The organism is Phyllobacterium sp. GQ127 (assembly GCF_059758635.1).
Map to the genome: position 1 here is coordinate 548,805 of NZ_JCAXDZ010000002.1, position 18,709 is coordinate 567,513.

The window sequence follows — 18,709 nt, forward strand, 5'->3', positions numbered from 1 at the left end:
ATCCCGAAAAGTTGCATGACTTTACGGACAAGATCATGCTCCAAACGAAACACGCATTCTCTGTTATTTCCAGTAATGAAAAGGCCGCACGGTGACTTCTCCCTTGCCAGATCATATGCACCCGACCCGCTCGTTTCAGGGGCTTATCCTGACGCTCCACAACTATTGGGCGCAGCATGGCTGTGTAATCCTGCAGCCCTATGACATGGAAGTTGGTGCTGGCACATTCCACCCCGCAACGACTTTGCGTTCGCTTGGACCAAAGCCGTGGAAGGCTGCCTATGTGCAGCCGTCACGCCGCCCGAAAGATGGTCGTTACGGCGAAAATCCAAACCGGTTGCAGCATTATTATCAGTATCAGGTGATCATGAAGCCATCGCCGCCCAATCTGCAGGAGCTTTATCTCGGCTCGCTGCGGGCTATCGGCCTTGATCCTTTGATGCACGATATCCGTTTCGTCGAGGATGACTGGGAAAGTCCGACATTGGGTGCCTGGGGGCTGGGCTGGGAATGTTGGTGCGATGGCATGGAAGTGTCGCAGTTTACCTATTTTCAGCAGGTTTGCGGCATTGAATGCTCGCCGGTGTCGGGTGAATTGACCTATGGTCTGGAACGTCTTGCCATGTATGTGCAGGGCGTGGACAATGTTTACGACCTCAATTTCAATGGTCTTGAGGGTGACGAGAAAGTCACCTATGGCGACGTATTCCTACAGGCCGAACAGGAATATTCACGGCATAATTTTGAACATGCAAATACAAGCACCTTGCTCCGTCATTTCGAAGATGCGGAAGCGGAATGTGAAGCGCTATTGCGCGCTGGCGCTCCAAAAAACGGCGATAACAGCCCTCAGCATAAAATGGTCCTGCCTGCCTATGATCAGTGCATCAAGGCATCCCACGCATTCAATCTTCTTGATGCGCGTGGCGTGATTTCGGTAACGGAACGTCAGAGCTATATATTGCGGGTACGCAATCTTGCCCGGCAATGCGGCGAGGCCTTCCTTCTCACGGAAGCAGGTGGCGTGAATTTCAAGAGTGAGTCCGTATAATGCCTGATCTTTTGCTCGAACTCCGTTCGGAAGAAATTCCGGCACGTATGCAGCGCAAGGCTGCTGGCGATTTGAAGAAGCTGGTTACCGACGCTTTGGTCGAAGCCGGGCTGACCTATGAGGCAGCGGGAGACTATTGGACGCCGCGCCGTCTTACGCTCGATATACGTGGCCTTACAGCGCGTTCCAAGGATGTGCACGAAGACCGCAAGGGCCCAAGTGTCAATGCGCCTGAGCAGGCAATTGCAGGCTTTCTGCGTTCAGCAGGCTTGAATGATATTTCTGAAGCGCATGTCCACACCGACCCTAAGAAGGGTGATTTTTATGTCGCCCATCTGACGAAACCCGGGCGCGGCGCTGAAGAGATCATTGCGGAGCTGATGCCAAAGATTATCCGCGAATTCCCATGGCCAAAATCCATGCGATGGGGCGCGGCGTCTTCCAAATCCGGAAGCTTGCGCTGGGTTCGTCCGCTACAGTCTATTGTTTGCACGTTCGGTCCTGAAACCGAGGAGCCGGTTGTCGTCGATTTTGAGATCGATGGTCTGAAAGCTGGCAATGTAACCTATGGTCATCGCTTCCTGAGCGATGGCAAGCCGATCACCGTCCGCCGCTTTGACGACTATGTTGCCAAGCTTGAAAAGGCGAAGGTCGTGCTCGATGCGGATCGCCGTAAGGAAATTATCCTCTCCGACGCCCAGAACATCGCTTTTGCATCGGGACTTGAGCTTGTTGAAGATGAGGCGCTTCTTGAAGAAGTGTCTGGCCTCGTCGAATGGCCGGTGGTGTTGATGGGCGAATTTGAGGAGGAGTTTCTTGCAATTCCGCCTGAGGTTATCCGCCTTACCATCAAGACCAATCAGAAATGCTTTGTTACACGTAAACAGGGCGAAGCGGACAAGCTTTCCAATAAGTTCATCCTCGTTTCCAATATCGAAGCGACTGATGGCGGTCGCGAGATTGCCCATGGCAATGGCAAGGTCGTGCGGGCACGCCTCTCGGATGCGCTATACTTCTGGAATACCGACCAGCATGATTTGCCAGATATGCACACGCTGGCGCCAGCTGCCATCAAGTTTGACCTTGATCTGAGCAAGCCATTGGACCAACGCATGGCACGTTTGGATGCGCTGAATGTTACTTTCCACGCAAAGCTTGGTACACAAGGCGAGCGCGTCACGCGGATTAAAAATCTTGCACGCGCACTTGCGATTCGGATAGGCGCCGATCCAGTTTTGGCAAGCCGCGCATCGGTTTTGGCTAAAGCCGATCTTACAACCGAAATCGTTGGCGAGTTTCCTGAGTTGCAAGGTGGCATGGGCCGGAAATATGCACTTCTGCAGAATGAGCACCCATCAGTGGCTGCCGCCATTGAGGAGCATTACAAACCGCAAGGACCATCCGATTTTGTACCAAGCGATCTGGTTTCGGTTGCTGTTGCACTGGCGGACAAATTGGATACGCTGGTCGGCTTCTGGGCTATTGATGAAAAGCCAACCGGTTCGAAAGATCCGTTCGCATTACGGCGCGCGGCGCTCGGCGTGATCAGGCTTCTGCTTTCAAGCGATTGGAAGATTGAACTTTTGCCCATTTTCCAAGACGCTTTCATTCAATTGCGCGAAGAGAAAATCGAGCAGCGGATCGAGCATTTCGAGGAAGCGCAGGCAGCCCAGAATTCGGGTGATGTGGATGGTGAGGAAGATGTCACCAACGCGATATCCGGTTTTGAAAAGCGGATACGCGGCCGCCTTTCGGAGCGGTCACAACCCATCCTTCTTGATCTCTTGGCGTTCTTTCACGACCGACTCAAGGTACATCTGCGCGACCTCGGTGCGCGTCATGATCTGATTGATTCTGTGCTTAAACCAGACGCGGATAATCTCTTGCTGATCGCACGGCGTGTCGAGGCGCTTGTTGTTTTCCTCAACACGGAAGACGGTAAAAATCTTGTTGCCGGAACCAAGCGTGCCGCCAATATTTTGAGCGCCGAGGAGAAGAAGGGGACAGCCATTTCAGACATGGTAAACCCCGATCTTTTCAATGATGATGCGGAAAAGAACCTATACGTCGCGGTGAATCAAGCTGAGAGCCAAGCGGCGCAAGCGATTCAAAAAGAAGACTTTTCCGGCGCGATGATCGCACTTAGTGCTTTGCGTGAACCAGTTGATTCATTCTTTGAAAAAGTGCTGGTTAATGACGACAATGCCGATATTCGCGCAAATCGTCTGGCATTGCTTTCGCGTATCCGCGCGGCGACGGATGCCGTCGCTGATTTCTCGAAAATTGTTGGATGACAGGAAGATAGGTAGCAGTTCTCAACTGTCTTAGGCGTTTCCTAATTCACGCCTGCGCGCATCGGTGCTTCTGCTAAGTCGGGGGCAGGCATTGATTTGCCAGCGGCTATAGGTTCCGATGCTTGCGCGGCAAGCAAGGGATTTGCCGGCGCCGCATTGCCTTGCATGCGCGCCATATACTCCCGGGAACGAGCACGTCTTTCCGCATAAGCTTTCAAGCGTGCTGCTTCCTCCGCAGTCTGTTCAAGGCATGATGTGCAGACTGGATTGCCGTTGGCATCGAAGCTGTCATAACCAATATAGGATACCGAATTCGGCTTGGCCGTTTCTCCGCTGACAATAATTGAATCTGCTAAAGCGGAGGCGCTTATCAGGGCGATGGCTGACGCTGCAATGAACTGGCGTAGAAGCATGGCTGATCAATCCTGGATTCTCTATATAAACAAACGCTCCAGCCTTCTCTATTTGGGATTCATTGCCAAAGCTTTCTCACGATGGATTCAATTTTAGGCATGACATCATTCGAGCTGTTCATCAGCCAATACTTGCAGCGCGCCACCTCATTCGTGTAGGCAGGGCGACCACTGGAGGCTATCTTGGCTACAATCTTGGGTATGGACGAACAGGCGATCCTCGCTGCAGCCGATACGTTGGCTCAGGGGAAGCTTGTGGCTATCCCAACGGAGACCGTATACGGCCTTGCAGCCGATGCGACGAACGGAAGCGCAGTTGCCGGTATCTTTGAGGCCAAAGGCCGCCCGCACTTCAATCCGCTGATCTGCCATGTCTCGGATGTTGCCATGGCCGAACGTTATGCAGAGATCGATCCGGTTTCCCGTCAATTGATCAATGCTTTCTGGCCGGGGCCACTTACCCTCGTCCTTCCATTGAAACCGGACTGCGGAATCCATCCCCTGGTAGCGGCCGGACTCGACACTATTGCTCTGCGTATGCCCCGTGGCGTGGCAGGAAAAATCATCGCGGCATTGGATCGACCGCTTGCAGCACCGAGCGCCAATACTTCCGGAAAGATAAGCGGCACCAATGCTTTGTCTGTAGAAGGCGATTTGGGGTCAAAGATTGCGATGATCCTTGATGCAGGCCCGTCAGAAGTCGGACTCGAGTCGACGATTGTCAAAGTTGATGGTGATACAATCCTGATGCTACGCCCGGGCGGCCTCGCGGCTGAAGAGATTGAGGCTGTGATTGGCCGGAAGCTTGGCCGCATAGATCAGCGCGCAGCAATTCAGGCACCGGGGATGATGGCTTCCCATTATGCTCCCTCTGCCGCAATGAGGTTGAACGTCCATGACGTAATGGCAGGCGAGGCTTTGCTTGCTTTTGGACCGCACCGTGCAAATGGATACTCAAAAGCCGCTGCCATTCTCAATCTCAGCGAAACGGGCAGCCTGCACGAGGCTGCAACCAACCTCTTCGACTTCATGAAGCGCCTCGACGCGGTTGATTGCACAATGATTGCCGTCGAACCCATACCTTTCAACGGCCTCGGTGAGGCTATCAATGACCGCCTTGTTCGCGCCGCAGCGCCCCGCTCGTTGTCGGTAGCCGAAATGGAACAGATAAAATGACGCTGACGCAGAATTTGATTGAACGTTTTGTAGCAATAGTAGGTGAAGCTTATGCTTTACGCAGTGCCAATGACATTGAGCCATACCTTATCGAGCCGCGGGATAAATTTGGCGGCAAGACCTCGCTGGTATTGCGCCCCTCAAATGTCGATGAAGTTTCGGCCATTCTCAAATTGGCGACCGAAACGGAAACCGCCATCGTCCCACAAGGCGGGAATACTGGCCTTGTGGGGGGGCAAATACCAGATGGTAGTGGAACTCAAATTGTCCTGTCGCTTTCGCGGTTGAACAAAATCCGCAGCATCGATCCTGCTGGAAATCTGGCCATTGTGGAAGCCGGGGTTGTATTGCAGAAACTTCAGGAGGCCGCTGCCCAGGCGGGCAAGCTGTTTCCGCTATCCCTGGGGTCTGAAGGCTCTTGTCAGGTTGGAGGAAATCTTTCTTCCAATGCTGGTGGTACGGCAGTTCTGGCCTATGGCAACACGCGGGAACTCTGCCTCGGTGTTGAAGTTGTTTTGCCTACCGGCGAAATTCTGAACGATTTGCGTACCGTCAAGAAGGATAATACCGGTTATGATCTGAAAGACCTCTTCATAGGGGCTGAAGGAACGCTTGGCGTTATCACTGCTGCGGTCATGAAACTGTTTCCGTTGCCGAAAGGCAAAGGCGTTGCCTATGTTGGGCTATCCAGTCCCGATAATGCCTTGCAATTGTTGAACATGGCCCAGAGCCACGCAGGCGCATCCTTGACGGGCTTTGAGTTGATGCCGCGGATAGGTGTGGAGTTCTCGGTTGCCCACACGGAAGGTGTACGTGATCCGCTGCAGGAGCCGCATAACTGGTACGTTCTGCTTGATATTTCTTCATCGCGTTCCGCCGAAGACGCGCGGGAAACCATTGAAGCAATCCTGACCGAAGCATTCGAGGCCGGTCTGGTGGATGATGCAACCATCGCCGAGAGTACTGCGCAGGAAAAATCGTTCTGGCATATGCGCGAGGCCATGTCTCATGCGCAGAAACCCGAAGGCGGTTCGATCAAACATGATATTTCCGTACCCGTCGCCAGAATTCCGGACTTCATCAAAGAAGCTGATCAGGCGGTTCTCGACCTCATTCCTGGCGCCCGTATTGTTTCATTCGGCCATATGGGCGATGGCAATCTGCACTATAATATTTCGCAGCCTGTCGGCGCCGATAAACAAGCCTTTCTTGATCGCTGGGCTGAGGTAACGAAGCGCGTTCACGATATCGTCCGCGCCTATAACGGGTCGATCTCGGCGGAACATGGCATCGGCCAGTTAAAGCGACAGGAATTGTCTGAAACCAAGTCACCCATTGCGCTCGATCTCATGCGCCGCATCAAGAAATCGTTTGACCCTGCAGGCGTTATGAATCCCGGCAAGGTCATCTGAAATCGCAACCCTTTATTCACGCTCCTTACCAAAGTCTTGGGGCAGGTCGGGTTTCGATAACCATTCCATCTAATCAGAAAGAGTTAACCCAGTTCGTTAAGCGGTATTGGGAAAGTTGACGCTACTGTGTCCCTAACGAGACCAGAAAATGGTCCGTCCTTACAGGGAAATAAACATCAGAGAAGACCGGAAAACCGGCTCTCAGGATCGACAGAAGGCGTCAAATGAACAAAGCCGGAGCAAAGCCGGTTTGGGCAGGTCGGGAATTCCGGCTTGACCCATTCCACCTGCCACAGACAGTAACTTATGCGACACGCGATGATCGCGGCGACATCACCTTCACACTGCATGAACGGGGCGCTGTGGTGAAACGGATTCTTCCAGCCAGCAATCTACCCGTTTCGCTTGCTCTTCCACCATGTGCCTTCCGCGGCGTTACGGCCCGCGCAACGGAGGATGAGCTTGGCGATATCACTGTCACGCTTGAACTCATGCATACGGACCCGCATCTTTCAGTCCCATTGCTTGTCGCCCATGACCTCAACGATGTTGCTGCCGATTGGCGCGCATGGTCGTCAATGTTCAAGCTGCCGATGATGATGGTGGAAGAAGATGGAGTTGCTCGCCAGCTCGACCACAATATTGGCCCCGTCGCTGTTTCTGCTCCGACACCCCGTCGGCAGGGCCGTGAGCCGCGCCGCCGCCGTCCGCGCTTTCTTGCCCGCCGCAAAATGGGCGATCTTGGCCTGCGTCTGGTTATAAGCGGCGAAGAGATTATTGCGCAGGGTTCAAAATAACCCTGCAGCTCTTAAAACATTGGTTTGACCACGGTCCACAGCCCACCGGCGACCAAACCAAGAAAAATCACCCAGCCGACAATAGTATTGGATTTAAACAGCCGCAGGCATTCATCTGGATTGTCAATGTCGAGTGTCATGATCTGGCGGTACATATGCGCGCCTGCCGCCAGGAGACCGGCGACGGCGGGCATAGGAACTTCAGCCACTGCAAAAGCGCCGAGAAAAAGCGCTAGCGCCCCACCATAAAGAACCATGAGGGCTTCCCGCGTGCGGCTGCCAAACAGCCGCGCAGTAGAGCGCACGCCAACCAGAGCATCATCTTCCTTGTCCTGGTGGGCATAGATCGTATCATAGCCGATGACCCAGAGGATCGATCCGGCATAAAGCAGGATTGCCGGCCAATCCAATGAGCCGAAATGTGCTGACCAACCGACCAGCGCGCCCCATGAAAACGCCAATCCAAGCACAAATTGCGGCCAGTTGGTTATGCGTTTCATAAATGGATAGATGGCGACAATCGCCAATGATCCGATTGCAAGAATGATGGTAAAAAAGTTTAGCTGAACCACCACCGCAAAACCAACCAGTGCCTGTAGCACCAGAAATATTTTGGCTTGTTTTCTGGTTACCTGGCCGGAAGGCAGCGGACGCGAACGTGTCCGCGCCACCTTGTTGTCGATATCCTCATCGGCAAGATCATTATAGGTGCAGCCAGCCCCGCGCATGGCAATTGCCCCGATGAGAAAAAGTATAAGGTGGTAGGGCGAGGGGAGAACGGACCATAATGGCTCGCCGACCTTGGCGCCAGCTGTTGCGGCAAGTGCCGTCGCCCACCAGCACGGCCACAGGAGAAGCCACCATCCGATTGGTCGGTCCCAGCGCGCAAGTTGTGCATAAGGCCAAAGCCAGTTTGGTAAAATGCGATAGACCCAATGACCCGATGGCGCATCGAACACGCGACCACGGCTGTGCCGGGATTGAATATTATCTTTTTCTGTAATCATGATTTGACCTTGCAGCGGTTAACCGCACAGTCAAGCACCCTGTGTGCATTTTCAGGGCAAATTCTTATTGCGTGCTTGACCCATGCGCGTCTAAGCCATACCGACACCGCAATAATTCTTTATAGGAGCGGAATTTCGATGAACGTCTTGCTGATAGGTTCCGGCGGTCGCGAGCATGCGCTGGCATGGAAAATGGCTGCATCGCCCGCCCTTACAAAGCTTTATTGTGCACCCGGTAATCCCGGCATTGCGAATGTTGCAACATGTGTGGAGCTTGATCCCTCGGATCACGCGCAGATCATTGCCTTTTGCAAAGACAAATCAATCGATTTCGTGGTTGTCGGCCCGGAAGCACCTTTGGTAGCGGGTATTGCAGACGATTTGCGCGCTGAAGGATTTTCCGTGTTCGGACCGTCGAAAGCTGCGGCACGGCTTGAGGGATCGAAGGGATTTACCAAGGATCTCTGTGCGCGTTTCAATATTCCAACAGGTGCCTATCAGCGATTTTCTGAAGCCGATGCCGCAAAAGCATATGTCAGACAGGAGGGCGCTCCCATCGTCGTCAAGGCGGATGGGCTCGCAGCGGGCAAGGGCGTCGTCGTAGCCTTCGAGATTCAGGAGGCGTTGGATGCAGTGGACGCGTGTTTTGAGGGAGCCTTTGGTGGTGCCGGTGCGGAGGTCGTCGTCGAAGAATATCTCGATGGAGAAGAAGCCAGCTTCTTTTGCCTGTGCGACGGAAAAGTCGCGCTGCCATTTGGGACAGCACAGGATCACAAACGTGTTGGTGATGGTGATACGGGGGTCAATACCGGTGGCATGGGAGCCTATTCGCCTGCACCTGTTATGAGCCAGGAAATCATTGACCGCACCATGCGCGAACTAATCGAGCCGACCATGCGCGGCATGGCTGAAATTGGCGCGCCGTTCAGCGGCGTTCTCTTTGCCGGGCTTATGATCACCAAGGATGGTCCGAAGCTGATTGAATATAATACGCGTTTCGGCGATCCGGAAACGCAGGTTCTGATGCTGCGCTTGAAAGATGATCTTCTGTTGCTGCTTAAAGCGGCGGCCGATGGTGCTCTGGACCAGATGTCCGTACGCTGGAGCGATGACTCTGCGTTGACGGTCGTTATGGCAGCAAAGGGCTACCCGACCTCCCCGGAGAAGGGCAGCATCATCAAAGGTGTGGAGGCAGCGGCTGAGGCTGATGCGGTTGAGGTTTTCCACGCAGGCACCACTTTGAAAGATGGTGATCTGGTAGCTAATGGCGGGCGCGTCTTGAATGTGACGGCAAGCGGTAAAACTGTGCAACTCGCCCAAGAAGCAGCTTACAAAGCCATTTCAAAGATCGATTGGCCTGAAGGTTTTTATCGTCGCGATATTGGATGGCGGGCAATTGAACGGGAACGTAGCTAGTCTTCCTATCGTGCAGCGATACAATGTCTGCCGGGTGCTGTCAGAGGCGTCCAGTTCGCGCTGTGGGTTGGCTGTTTCAATCCACGAGCGATAGCTGCAAGGTTTATCGCCTCATTGATATTCATGCTTTTCTGCGGCTTGGTAACAGAAGCAGTCAAGGTTTCATCAATTCCCGTATCCGGAGCAGGGGCGAGCAATTGATGAACACCGGCAATGAGTCCTTCTGTCGTAATAGCGGATTGCGCCAATTCCCATAAAGCCCGGTAGTCAATCAGCGGGACTTCTGCCGCTGCCATAAGAATGTCGTCCTCAGGGTAGGGGCGATTCCCCGGTGTCGGCAGATTGTCCGGCGGAAGAGCACGAACCAACTCGCCCAAAGGCCAGGCGTTTTTTAGCTGGGCAACAGTCATGTCAGCTACGTTTACATCAATGTCGCGATTGGTTCCGGCTGGCCTATAGGGGCAACGCTGCTCGGTGCAATTACTCTGGGAGGTAAATTGCCAAAGAGCGTAATCTTGCCAGTTTCCTTTCGGAAAATGCGGAGCGATGTTAGATTCATATCGCGCATACCATAGTTGCAGGCGCGACAAGATCGGAAATTCCAGTCGCCGGTCTGCAATATATTTTGCCGTTGTACCATTGGTATAGAGGACTGGATAACGACCAGTCCGCAGCTTGATCTGCTCGGCGAAAATCTGCGCGTCTCGCAAGGACATGAAGCGTTCGGGATCATTGTCCTCAATGTCAATTGCGATCAACTCGTCATCGCTTGGTTCGGCATAATCAATAAAGTGATTGGCTTGTTCGATCGGATTGCCCGGACGGCCAAGGTGATATGCTCCCCATTTCAGTCCAAGAGTTTTGGCGAGCATGCGACGTGTCTGATAAAGTTCTCGGGAAACCGCATAGTTGCGCCATATGCGCCTGCATAGCTCCTGTTGCATCTCATCGTCGATTCGTTTGCAATGGTAGTTTGCAGGCAGGCCATCGGAACCTTTATGGATGAAGGCTGCTATACGTGGGTTTTTGACGATTTCTGCAAGATTAAATGAATTTTGCTCGTAGCCATCAAGTACGATTGCACGCGCTTTATTTGACCAAGGTGTCGTAAACTCGGAAGTAGCGCTCGCACTGCCGTTGAAACACATTCCCAGAAGGGCAGCCGCAAGAGCAGATATGGATCGCCGGGTCGCCAATATATTGCCTCGTAACGGAGTTTCCCAAGATACCAGACGGATGGTGGCCGTAATGGGTTAACATGGTGTTAACCATAGGAGAGCGGTCCATCAGAGATAAATACTTACGTTTACGTAAAAATCCTCTTGCCTTTCGGTACCTGGGAGTTGCAATGTCATCCCGCATCACGATGAGGAGACTGTGATATGTACCGCGCGCCTGTCGAGGATATCGCTCACACTTTAAAAGACATCGCTGGCTTGGCCGCGGCAATGGAGCAGGGCCGTTTCGGCGATCTCTCCGGTGATCTGGTGGATGCTATTCTTGAAGAGGCAGGAAAATTTGCAAGCACACGCGTTGCACCTTTGCTTCAGGTCGGCGACAAGCACGGTACCCCGCTCAAAGATGCTGAAATCAGCATGCCACCCGGTTGGAAGGACGTTTATCAGGAATGGGTTTCCGGCGGATGGAACGCCCTGACCGGCAAGGAAGAGTTCGGCGGCCAAGCTTTGCCCATGATGCTGGCTATTGCGACATTTGAAATGTGGAACTCGGGGTCGATGGCATTTGGCATCGGGCCGACACTGACCCTGGGGGCGATCGAGGCGCTGGAAGCGCACGCCACCGAAGAATTGCAGCAGACCTATCTTCCCAAGCTTGTTTCCGGCGAATGGATGGGCACGATGAATTTGACCGAGCCACAGGCGGGCTCCGATGTGGGTGCATTGCGCACGCGTGCTGAACGCGCCGATGACGGCACCTATAGGATCTTTGGAAGCAAGATTTTCATCACCTATGGCGAGCATGATCTTACCGACAATATTATCCATCTGGTCTTGGCGCGCTTGCCCGACGCTCCCGCCGGAACCAAAGGCATTTCGCTGTTTCTGGTGCCCAAATATCTTGTCAACGAGGATGGCTCGCTTGGAGCGCGCAATGATGTGTTTTGCAGCAGCATTGAGCACAAGATGGGTATCCATGGCTCGCCCACTTGCACGATGATTTATGGCGATGGCTTTGCAAAGGGCAGTGAGCCCGGCGCAATTGGCTGGCTCATCGGTGAGGAAAATCGTGGCCTTGCCTGTATGTTCACGATGATGAACAATGCCCGCCTTGCGGTGGGCATTCAGGGCGTTGCCGTTGCCGAAGCTGCCTATCAGAAAGCGCTGACCTATGCTGAGGATCGCCGCCAGATGCGCGCGCCCGGCTGGAGCGGTGAAGGCATGAGCCCGATCATCGAGCATCCGGACGTGCAGCGCAATCTGCTGACAATGAAGGCTCTCACAGGCGCCGCCCGCTCTATCTCCTACGCCTGCGCTTTTGCCTTGGACATGGCAAAAACGGGCGCCATTGAGGAAGCCCGCTATTGGTCTGACCGAGCAAATTTGCTCACGCCAGTAGCCAAGGCCTTCTCAACTGATATCGGAGTCGATGTCGCGTCGATCGGCATTCAGATTCATGGCGGTATGGGCTTTATCGAAGAAACTGGCGCGGCCCAGTTTTTGCGTGATGCGCGGATTGCGCCGATCTATGAAGGCACAAACGGAATTCAAGCCATTGATCTTGTGCAGCGAAAGCTCGCGCTTGGCGGTGGCAAACATATCAAGGGCTATATAGACGAGCTTCGCACCATTGCCGATGCAGTTGCGGCTTCAAACAATCCCACTTTGGGAGAAACTGCAGACCGGCTGCGGGCCGCATTGAACGATTTGGAAGCTACAAGCATATGGTTGCAGGAGGCATTGGCAAATAAGCAGATCAGCGAGGCGCTTGCAGGTGCAACGCCCTATTTGCGTCTGTTCGGTTTGGCCGCAGGAGCGACCTATCTGGCGAAAGGTGCGCTGGCAGGTGGCGATGATCGTCACAAGGTACTGGCGCGATTTTTTGCGGAAAACCTTCTCAATGAAACCGTCGCTTTGAAAGACCGTGTCCTCAATGGCGCAGCCAGTATGCTCGGCGCGCGCTCCGCTCTCAGCCTTTAAGGAAAGCCTCATGTCAGAACATATTCAGGTCGAACGGCAAGGTGCTGTCCAGATCATCCGGTTCAACCGGCCGGAAAAGAAAAACGCGCTCACCCGCGCCATGTACGCTGCCATGACAACAGCCTTGGTAGAAGGCGATGGCGATGCAGATATTCGGGCAAATGTGTTTCTTGGTACTCCCGGTGCATTTTCTGCGGGTAATGACTTGCAGGATTTTATGGCTTTTGCCATGTCGGGGCAGATGGGCACTGAAGTGTTTGATTTTCTCATTGCCTTGGCCAATGCAACAAAGCCGCTATTGGCGGGTGTCGATGGACTGGCGATAGGCATAGGATCAACGATCCATTTCCATTGCGATTTGACGTTTGCGACGCCGCAATCTTTGTTCAAGACGCCATTCGTTGATCTGGGTCTTGTTCCCGAGGCAGCATCAAGCCTTCTTGGTCCGGGACTAATGGGGTCTCAGCGGGCATTTGCTTTTCTTGCCAATGGTGATGGATGGAGTGCGGCTGAAGCAAAGGATGCGGGACTGATCTACAAGGTCGTTGAGGCTGCCGATCTGGAAGCGACTGTTTTGAAAGCCGCAACCGATATCGCTGCCAAGCCACCGGAAGCAATGCGAATAACCCGCGATCTTCTGCGCATGCCCAGGGAATCGGTAGTGGAACGCATGCAGCTTGAAGCAAAGCACTTCAGCGAGCGATTGCAGGCCGACGAGGCCCGCAATGCCATGGTCAATTTCTTCTCGCGCAAGAAGACCTGAGGCTTATGGGTAAAGCCGCTCTTTACCCCAATCATCTTCCGGTGTTTCACGGCTGAACACCACGCGGTCGTGCAACCGGAAGGGCCTGTCGTGCCAGAACTCAATTGAAGTTGGACGAATACGAAAGCCTGACCAGTATTTTGGACGGGGAATTTCGCCAATCGCATGGCGAGCCGTATATTCGGCGACAGCTTTTTCCAAAGCAAACCGGCTTTCAAGCGGGCGGGACTGTTTTGAAGCCCATGCACCGATGCGGCTGCCGCGCGGGCGTGTTGCATAATATGCGTCGGCTTCTTCGTCGTTCACGATCTCAACCGGTCCCCGAATGCGAACCTGCCGCCGCAAGGTTTTCCAATGAAAACACATGGCTGCCTTCATGGAGCCAAGGATTTCAACGCCCTTCTGGCTTTCGAAATTGGTATAAAAAACAAAGCCTTGGGTGTCGAAGCCCTTGAGAAGAACCATGCGGACATTAGGCAACCCATCCTTATCGACTGTTGCAAGCGCCACGGCATTGGGATCGTTTGGCTCGGTTTTTACCGCATCCCCAAGCCATTCATTGAAGAGTGCGAATGGTTCGGATTTTTCGGTGAAGTCATCGGTTGTTAACTTCATTTAATCCATAGTCCCATAGTCATTTCGGATTGACCTTGTTAAAGAGAGGTATGTGTTTGGCGTTTCTATCATCTGATAGCAAGAAGTTGGTTGCAAAAAAACAGCAAGGTTTCGGTGCCCTGAGTGGGTTCGCTGCCGGTGTTTTTGTTTGCATGCTCTCCGGTTGCGCCATGAAGGATTTCAGTATCGAGAAAGCTGTTCCCGACAAGGCGACCATAACCGGTTCTGTCGCCTCTGCACAGCAGGTGGACCCGAAGAGCTCTTCCGATCAGACGACGATACGCAATATTGTTTCGGCGCTCAATTTTACCCAATGGGGCAGCAAACCCTTGCCATGGTCTAACCCGGAAACGGGTAGCCAAGGCACCATTACGGCAATTGCCGAGAAAAAGGATGATACCGGCCTTTGCCGTGAATTCCAGACATCGCGCGAATCATTTGATGGTGTAATGCTCTACAAGGGTGAGACCTGCATGCAAAATGGCGGCCAGTGGGCGTTGAAGTCCTTTGCCCCTATGTAATGCGGGCAATTTGAACTTTGATGTTCTTTTTTGAGTTTAAAAATCTGGAATTTCTTCCTATTTAAGCCCATATAGGCAAAAAGCAATCTGACAACCTGTTCGCATGTCGCGAGGAAGGGCACTCACATGCGCGATCCATATACCGTGCTGGGCGTCGCCAAAACGGCAAAACCAGACGAAATAAAATCGGCGTTCCGCAAGCTCGCCAAGAAATACCATCCTGACCAAAATCAGGATGATCCCAAAGCGCAAGCAAAATTTTCGGAGATCAATCAGGCCTATGAAATTGTCGGCGACAAGGAGCGCCGCGGCCAGTTTGATCGGGGTGAAATTGATAGCGAAGGCAAACAACGTGCTCCGCAAGGCTTCGAGGGCTTTTCAAGCGGTGGCGGAGATCCGTTTGCAGGCTTTGGTGGCAGGCAACGCCCCGGCAATTTCGAGTTTCGCAGTGGAACATCCGGCTTCGGAGCCGAGGATATTTTAAGCAGCCTGTTCGGCGAGACAGCTGGCATGGGCGGCCCACGCCGTGCCGGTCCCCGTAAAGGGGCTGATTTGCAGGCGACAATCGACATTACCTTGGAGCAGGCTGCCGGTGCTGAGAAAGTCGAGGCTGTGTTTCCGAATGGTAAGCGACTGGCGATCAAACTGCCTGCACAGGTGGAAAACGGACAAACGATTCGCCTCAAAGGGCAGGGCGAAGCCGTTCCGGGTGGTACATCTGGTGACGCTTTGGTCACAGTCCGCTTTAAACCGCACGCAAAATTTCGAGTTGAGGGTCGCGACTTGCATGTGGAATTACCTGTAAGCTTGCGCGATGCTGCCCTTGGGTCGCGTCAGGAAGTTGAGACTTTAAGTGGCCGTGTAGCAATGAAAATCGCTCCCTGGACCAGTTCTGACCGTGTTTTAAGGCTGAAAGGCAAGGGGTTGCCTAAAAAACCTGACGGTCATGGCGATCTTTTCGCGCATGTTCGGATCATGCTCCCCGAGGGTGGAGATCCGGCGTTAGAGGCATTTTTACGTCAATCGGAGGTTTGAAAAACCAAATCCACGGTGACAGTGTGCTTGAAGCCCGGCGCGGGCTGTGCGATACCGCACACAATCATAAGTCTCATGAAGGGTTGGTATATGACCGCCAAAACTGGTTTGATGCAGGGTAAACGCGGCCTGATAATGGGTGTCGCCAATAATCGGTCAATCGCCTGGGGCATCGCCAAGGCAGCGCATGATGCCGGCGCCGAACTTGCGTTCACCTATCAGGGCGATGCGCTGAAAAAGCGTGTTGAGCCGCTCGCGCAGGAGCTGGATGCGTTTTTGTGCGGCCACTGCGATGTCTCGGATGCTTCAACAATTGATGCATGTTTCGAAGCTCTCGAAAAGCACTGGGGCAAGATAGATTTTCTTGTTCACGCAATTGGTTTTTCTGACAAGGACGAGTTGACCGGCCGTTACGTTGACACGTCTGAAGCAAACTTCACCAAGACCATGCTGATCTCTGTCTATTCGCTGACAGCAGTCGCCAAGCGGGCAGAAAAGTTGATGACGGATGGCGGTTCCATTCTCACGCTGACCTATTACGGCGCTGAAAAAGTTATGCCGAATTACAACGTCATGGGCGTTGCGAAAGCTGCTCTTGAGGCAAGCGTAAAATATCTGGCTGTTGATCTTGGCCCGGATAATATTCGCGTTAATGCGATTTCTGCAGGCCCGATCAAGACGCTTGCCGCTTCCGGTATCGGCGACTTCCGCTACATTCTCAAATGGAACGAGTATAATGCGCCATTGCGCCGTACCGTTACGATTGAGGAAGTCGGTGACGCTGGACTTTACTTCCTTTCGGATTTGTCACGCTCTGTCACAGGCGAGATACATCATGCTGATAGCGGATATCATGTCGTAGGCATGAAGGCCGTCGATGCCCCGGACATATCAGTCGTCAAGGATTAATCTCAAAGTGAACTTGCCTGACACGATTATCTATTTCTCGCGTCACGGCGAGACGGACTGGAATGTGTCTGAACGCATTCAGGGACAGGAAAACATCGATATCAATGCGCGCGGCCGGGCTCAGGCAGACCGCAATGGTGATTTGATGAAGTCCCTCATCGGCGATGGTGAGGGATTTGATTTTGTTGCCAGCCCATTGCGGCGCACGCGCGAGACGATGGAGCGGATACGAACGCGGATGGGCATTGATCCGCATGATTACCGCACTGATCCACGGCTTATGGAAGTGAGTTTCGGCGATTGGCAAGGCTTTATGATCGAAGACATTGCTGCCAAGACGCCGGAACTCGTAACGGCAAGGGCCCGCGACAAATGGAACTTCGTTCCACCTGGAAAAACCGCGGAAAGTTATGCGATTCTTGGCAAGCGGGTTGCCAGCTGGCTATCTGAAGTAAAGGGACCGACGGTATGCGTCACCCATGGCGGCTGCCTGCGGACAATATTTCAGATGATTGAGGGTCTCGACGGCCATGACGCTGCAAATCTTGCTATCACGCAAGATCACATTCTCCGGCTCGAAAACGGCAAGCTTACCTGGATGTAGAACTGCCGTCCTTATTCGGTGGTTTCTTCGATATCGGTGATGAAACGTTCCTTGTTAACAACGTCGAACATCACAGTCACCTTCATGCCTTGTTCAATGACGCTCAGATCGAATTCACCAGGCAGTTTGTAAACCTTGCCATCATCAAGCGTTATCGTGGAATTGTCCTCATCGATTTTTGTTATTGTGCCTTGCGCATCGTCAGCCAATGCACCAACGGGAAAGAGGGACGCGACAAACATGAATGCTGCAACGAAGAACCGCATCTGGGATTTCCTTTAAAACAATATCGACCGAATAATCAGTCAAGTTAGAACGTCCATTTGTGGCAAAACAATTGCTTTTTTCGTGATGAATGAAGGAATTTGAGGGACGGGTTTGACCACAGGTGTAAACGTCCATAAAACCCCCTGATAAAATGACGGGTAGGCTCATGTCGCATAATACGTTTGGTCATCTTTTCCGTGTTACCACCTGGGGCGAAAGCCATGGCATTGCGCTTGGTTGCGTTGTGGATGGATGCCCTCCCGGCATCTCTTTTACCGAAGCCGAGATCCAGTCCTATCTGGATAAACGCAAGCCTGGGCAATCAAAATACACTACGCAGCGCCGAGAGCCCGATCAAGTGCGCGTGCTTTCCGGTGTTATGCTGCAAGAGGACGGCGTGACTCTGGTTTCGACTGGAACCCCGATCTCGATGATGATCGAAAATACCGATCAGCGTTCGAAGGATTATGGCGATATCGCCCGCCAATACCGCCCCGGCCATGCCGATTATACATATGACGTGAAATATGGCATCCGCGATTATCGCGGTGGCGGGCGCTCATCTGCGCGCGAAACGGCTGCTCGTGTTGCTGCCGGCGCAATTGCCCGCAAGGTTGTGCCCGGACTTGTCGTTCGCGGTGCCCTGGTCAAGATGGGCGTGCATTCGATAGACCACAGCCGCTGGGATTGGGCGGAAATCGACAACAATCCGTTTTTCACACCCGATGCGGGATCTGTGGATACATTCGCCAATTATCTCGACGGCATTCGCAAAGCCGGATCATCGATCGGGGCTGTTATCGAAGTGATTGCCGAGAATGTACCGGCAGGGCTTGGCGCTCCGATCTATGCCAAGCTGGATCAGGACATTGCCAGCTATCTCATGTCCATCAATGCGGTTAAGGGCGTTGAAATTGGCGACGGCTTTCACGCGGCGACACTGACCGGCGAAGAAAATGCCGATGAAATGCGCATGGGCAATGATGGGAACCCGATTTTTCTGTCAAATCATGCGGGCGGCATTCTAGGCGGAATTTCCAGTGGTGCGCCTATTGTGGCGCGTTTTGCGGTCAAACCCACTTCATCGATTTTGACACCTCGTCAAAGCATTGATGCTGATGGAAAACAGGTGGATATCATGACCAAGGGCAGACATGATCCTTGTGTTGGCATCCGGGCAGTTCCCATTGGCGAGGCAATGGTTGCCTGTGCTATCGCTGATCACTATCTCAGACATCGCGGCCAGACCGGACGCATCTAATCAAAGGACT

At 53.2% G+C, this 18,709-nt stretch carries 18 protein-coding genes; 13 read left to right on the top strand and 5 right to left on the bottom strand.

Annotated elements, in window-relative coordinates:
• Positions 1-115 precede the first annotated feature (115 nt).
• The gene (locus AC6CHM_RS11010) at positions 116-1,051 is read left to right on the top strand and encodes a glycine--tRNA ligase subunit alpha (RefSeq protein ID WP_370878858.1); all 936 of its coding nucleotides are present in this window, start codon (positions 116-118) and stop codon (positions 1,049-1,051) included.
• Positions 1,051-3,345, top strand: coding sequence for a glycine--tRNA ligase subunit beta (gene glyS / locus AC6CHM_RS11015; protein WP_498173170.1), 2,295 nt, complete (start codon positions 1,051-1,053; stop codon positions 3,343-3,345). The genes AC6CHM_RS11010 and glyS overlap by 1 nt, the downstream gene beginning before the upstream one ends.
• Positions 3,346-3,386: 41 nt before the next feature.
• Here glyS and AC6CHM_RS11020 read toward each other — a convergent pair whose 3' ends face one another.
• The gene (locus AC6CHM_RS11020; RefSeq protein WP_115052142.1) at positions 3,387-3,758 is read right to left on the bottom strand and encodes a hypothetical protein; all 372 of its coding nucleotides are present in this window, start codon (positions 3,756-3,758) and stop codon (positions 3,387-3,389) included.
• A 183-nt stretch (positions 3,759-3,941) separates the two neighbouring features.
• Here AC6CHM_RS11020 and AC6CHM_RS11025 point away from each other — a divergent pair, with 183 nt between their 5' ends.
• From AC6CHM_RS11025 to AC6CHM_RS11035, 3 genes are all read left to right on the top strand, one after another.
• Entirely contained in the window at positions 3,942-4,934 is a 993-nt protein-coding gene (locus AC6CHM_RS11025; RefSeq protein WP_442958556.1) for an L-threonylcarbamoyladenylate synthase, read from the top strand.
• A complete protein-coding gene (locus tag AC6CHM_RS11030; RefSeq protein ID WP_307283268.1) occupies positions 4,931-6,346 on the top strand; it encodes an FAD-binding oxidoreductase in 1,416 nt (471 codons plus the stop codon). Before AC6CHM_RS11025 ends, AC6CHM_RS11030 begins: the two co-directional genes overlap by 4 nt.
• Before the next feature lie 224 nt (positions 6,347-6,570).
• A complete protein-coding gene (locus AC6CHM_RS11035; protein ID WP_115052139.1) occupies positions 6,571-7,143 on the top strand; it encodes a DUF6101 family protein in 573 nt (190 codons plus the stop codon).
• Positions 7,144-7,154: 11 nt separating this feature from the next.
• Here the strand turns inward: AC6CHM_RS11035 and ubiA are convergent, their stop codons facing one another.
• Positions 7,155-8,150 carry a 4-hydroxybenzoate octaprenyltransferase gene (gene ubiA / locus AC6CHM_RS11040; RefSeq protein ID WP_307283274.1) on the bottom strand — a complete coding sequence of 332 codons (996 nt, stop codon included), beginning with the start codon at positions 8,148-8,150 and terminating at the stop codon, positions 7,155-7,157.
• 138 nt (positions 8,151-8,288) lie between these two features.
• On the opposite strand from ubiA, the gene purD reads away from it, so the two are divergent.
• Positions 8,289-9,566 carry a phosphoribosylamine--glycine ligase gene (gene purD / locus AC6CHM_RS11045; RefSeq protein ID WP_498173172.1) on the top strand — a complete coding sequence of 426 codons (1,278 nt, stop codon included), beginning with the start codon at positions 8,289-8,291 and terminating at the stop codon, positions 9,564-9,566.
• A 5-nt stretch (positions 9,567-9,571) separates the two neighbouring features.
• Here the strand turns inward: purD and AC6CHM_RS11050 are convergent, their stop codons facing one another.
• The gene (locus tag AC6CHM_RS11050; RefSeq protein ID WP_498173175.1) at positions 9,572-10,762 is read right to left on the bottom strand and encodes a glycoside hydrolase family 25 protein; all 1,191 of its coding nucleotides are present in this window, start codon (positions 10,760-10,762) and stop codon (positions 9,572-9,574) included.
• Between the two features lie 186 nt (positions 10,763-10,948).
• On the opposite strand from AC6CHM_RS11050, the gene AC6CHM_RS11055 reads away from it, so the two are divergent.
• Both AC6CHM_RS11055 and AC6CHM_RS11060 read left to right on the top strand, forming a co-directional pair.
• Complete coding sequence (locus AC6CHM_RS11055; protein ID WP_498173177.1) at positions 10,949-12,724, top strand: acyl-CoA dehydrogenase family protein; 1,776 nt, start codon at positions 10,949-10,951, stop codon at positions 12,722-12,724.
• Positions 12,725-12,734: 10 nt separating this feature from the next.
• Positions 12,735-13,487 carry a crotonase/enoyl-CoA hydratase family protein gene (locus AC6CHM_RS11060; RefSeq protein WP_498173179.1) on the top strand — a complete coding sequence of 251 codons (753 nt, stop codon included), beginning with the start codon at positions 12,735-12,737 and terminating at the stop codon, positions 13,485-13,487.
• 3 nt (positions 13,488-13,490) lie between these two features.
• Here the strand turns inward: AC6CHM_RS11060 and pdxH are convergent, their stop codons facing one another.
• Positions 13,491-14,102: a pyridoxamine 5'-phosphate oxidase gene (gene pdxH, locus AC6CHM_RS11065; protein WP_336440762.1), complete on the bottom strand. Its 612-nt coding sequence runs from the start codon at positions 14,100-14,102 to the stop codon at positions 13,491-13,493.
• Between the two features lie 170 nt (positions 14,103-14,272).
• On the opposite strand from pdxH, the gene AC6CHM_RS11070 reads away from it, so the two are divergent.
• The 4 genes from AC6CHM_RS11070 to AC6CHM_RS11085 all read left to right on the top strand — a co-directional run bounded on the left by AC6CHM_RS11070 (position 14,273) and on the right by AC6CHM_RS11085 (position 17,171).
• Complete coding sequence (locus AC6CHM_RS11070; protein ID WP_115052214.1) at positions 14,273-14,623, top strand: RT0821/Lpp0805 family surface protein; 351 nt, start codon at positions 14,273-14,275, stop codon at positions 14,621-14,623.
• A 126-nt stretch (positions 14,624-14,749) separates the two neighbouring features.
• The gene (locus tag AC6CHM_RS11075; RefSeq protein WP_307283291.1) at positions 14,750-15,658 is read left to right on the top strand and encodes a DnaJ C-terminal domain-containing protein; all 909 of its coding nucleotides are present in this window, start codon (positions 14,750-14,752) and stop codon (positions 15,656-15,658) included.
• Positions 15,659-15,748: 90 nt separating this feature from the next.
• The gene (gene fabI / locus AC6CHM_RS11080) at positions 15,749-16,567 is read left to right on the top strand and encodes an enoyl-ACP reductase FabI (protein ID WP_008125268.1); all 819 of its coding nucleotides are present in this window, start codon (positions 15,749-15,751) and stop codon (positions 16,565-16,567) included.
• 13 nt (positions 16,568-16,580) lie between these two features.
• Entirely contained in the window at positions 16,581-17,171 is a 591-nt protein-coding gene (locus AC6CHM_RS11085; RefSeq protein ID WP_307286424.1) for a histidine phosphatase family protein, read from the top strand.
• 11 nt (positions 17,172-17,182) lie between these two features.
• Here AC6CHM_RS11085 and AC6CHM_RS11090 read toward each other — a convergent pair whose 3' ends face one another.
• Positions 17,183-17,437, bottom strand: coding sequence for a DUF1344 domain-containing protein (locus AC6CHM_RS11090; protein WP_115052131.1), 255 nt, complete (start codon positions 17,435-17,437; stop codon positions 17,183-17,185).
• Positions 17,438-17,604: 167 nt separating this feature from the next.
• Between AC6CHM_RS11090 and aroC the strand changes: the two genes are divergently transcribed.
• Complete coding sequence (gene aroC, locus AC6CHM_RS11095; protein WP_115052130.1) at positions 17,605-18,699, top strand: chorismate synthase; 1,095 nt, start codon at positions 17,605-17,607, stop codon at positions 18,697-18,699.
• Positions 18,700-18,709: the final 10 nt, after the last annotated feature.

Excerpts from the sequence above, each read along its gene's own strand:
- fabI (WP_008125268.1), top strand. The coding sequence starts at position 15,749 with ATGACCGCCAAAACTGGTTTGATGCAGGGTAAACGCGGCCTGATAATG.
- AC6CHM_RS11090 (WP_115052131.1), bottom strand. The coding sequence starts at position 17,437 with ATGCGGTTCTTCGTTGCAGCATTCATGTTTGTCGCGTCCCTCTTTCCC.
- ubiA (WP_307283274.1), bottom strand. The coding sequence starts at position 8,150 with ATGATTACAGAAAAAGATAATATTCAATCCCGGCACAGCCGTGGTCGC.
- AC6CHM_RS11020 (WP_115052142.1), bottom strand. The coding sequence starts at position 3,758 with ATGCTTCTACGCCAGTTCATTGCAGCGTCAGCCATCGCCCTGATAAGC.
- AC6CHM_RS11055 (WP_498173177.1), top strand. The coding sequence starts at position 10,949 with ATGTACCGCGCGCCTGTCGAGGATATCGCTCACACTTTAAAAGACATC.
- glyS (WP_498173170.1), top strand. The coding sequence starts at position 1,051 with ATGCCTGATCTTTTGCTCGAACTCCGTTCGGAAGAAATTCCGGCACGT.
- AC6CHM_RS11070 (WP_115052214.1), top strand. The coding sequence starts at position 14,273 with ATGAAGGATTTCAGTATCGAGAAAGCTGTTCCCGACAAGGCGACCATA.
- purD (WP_498173172.1), top strand. The coding sequence starts at position 8,289 with ATGAACGTCTTGCTGATAGGTTCCGGCGGTCGCGAGCATGCGCTGGCA.
- AC6CHM_RS11075 (WP_307283291.1), top strand. The coding sequence starts at position 14,750 with ATGCGCGATCCATATACCGTGCTGGGCGTCGCCAAAACGGCAAAACCA.
- AC6CHM_RS11010 (WP_370878858.1), top strand. The coding sequence starts at position 116 with ATGCACCCGACCCGCTCGTTTCAGGGGCTTATCCTGACGCTCCACAAC.
- AC6CHM_RS11060 (WP_498173179.1), top strand. The coding sequence starts at position 12,735 with ATGTCAGAACATATTCAGGTCGAACGGCAAGGTGCTGTCCAGATCATC.
- pdxH (WP_336440762.1), bottom strand. The coding sequence starts at position 14,102 with ATGAAGTTAACAACCGATGACTTCACCGAAAAATCCGAACCATTCGCA.
- AC6CHM_RS11035 (WP_115052139.1), top strand. The coding sequence starts at position 6,571 with ATGAACAAAGCCGGAGCAAAGCCGGTTTGGGCAGGTCGGGAATTCCGG.
- aroC (WP_115052130.1), top strand. The coding sequence starts at position 17,605 with ATGTCGCATAATACGTTTGGTCATCTTTTCCGTGTTACCACCTGGGGC.
- AC6CHM_RS11030 (WP_307283268.1), top strand. The coding sequence starts at position 4,931 with ATGACGCTGACGCAGAATTTGATTGAACGTTTTGTAGCAATAGTAGGT.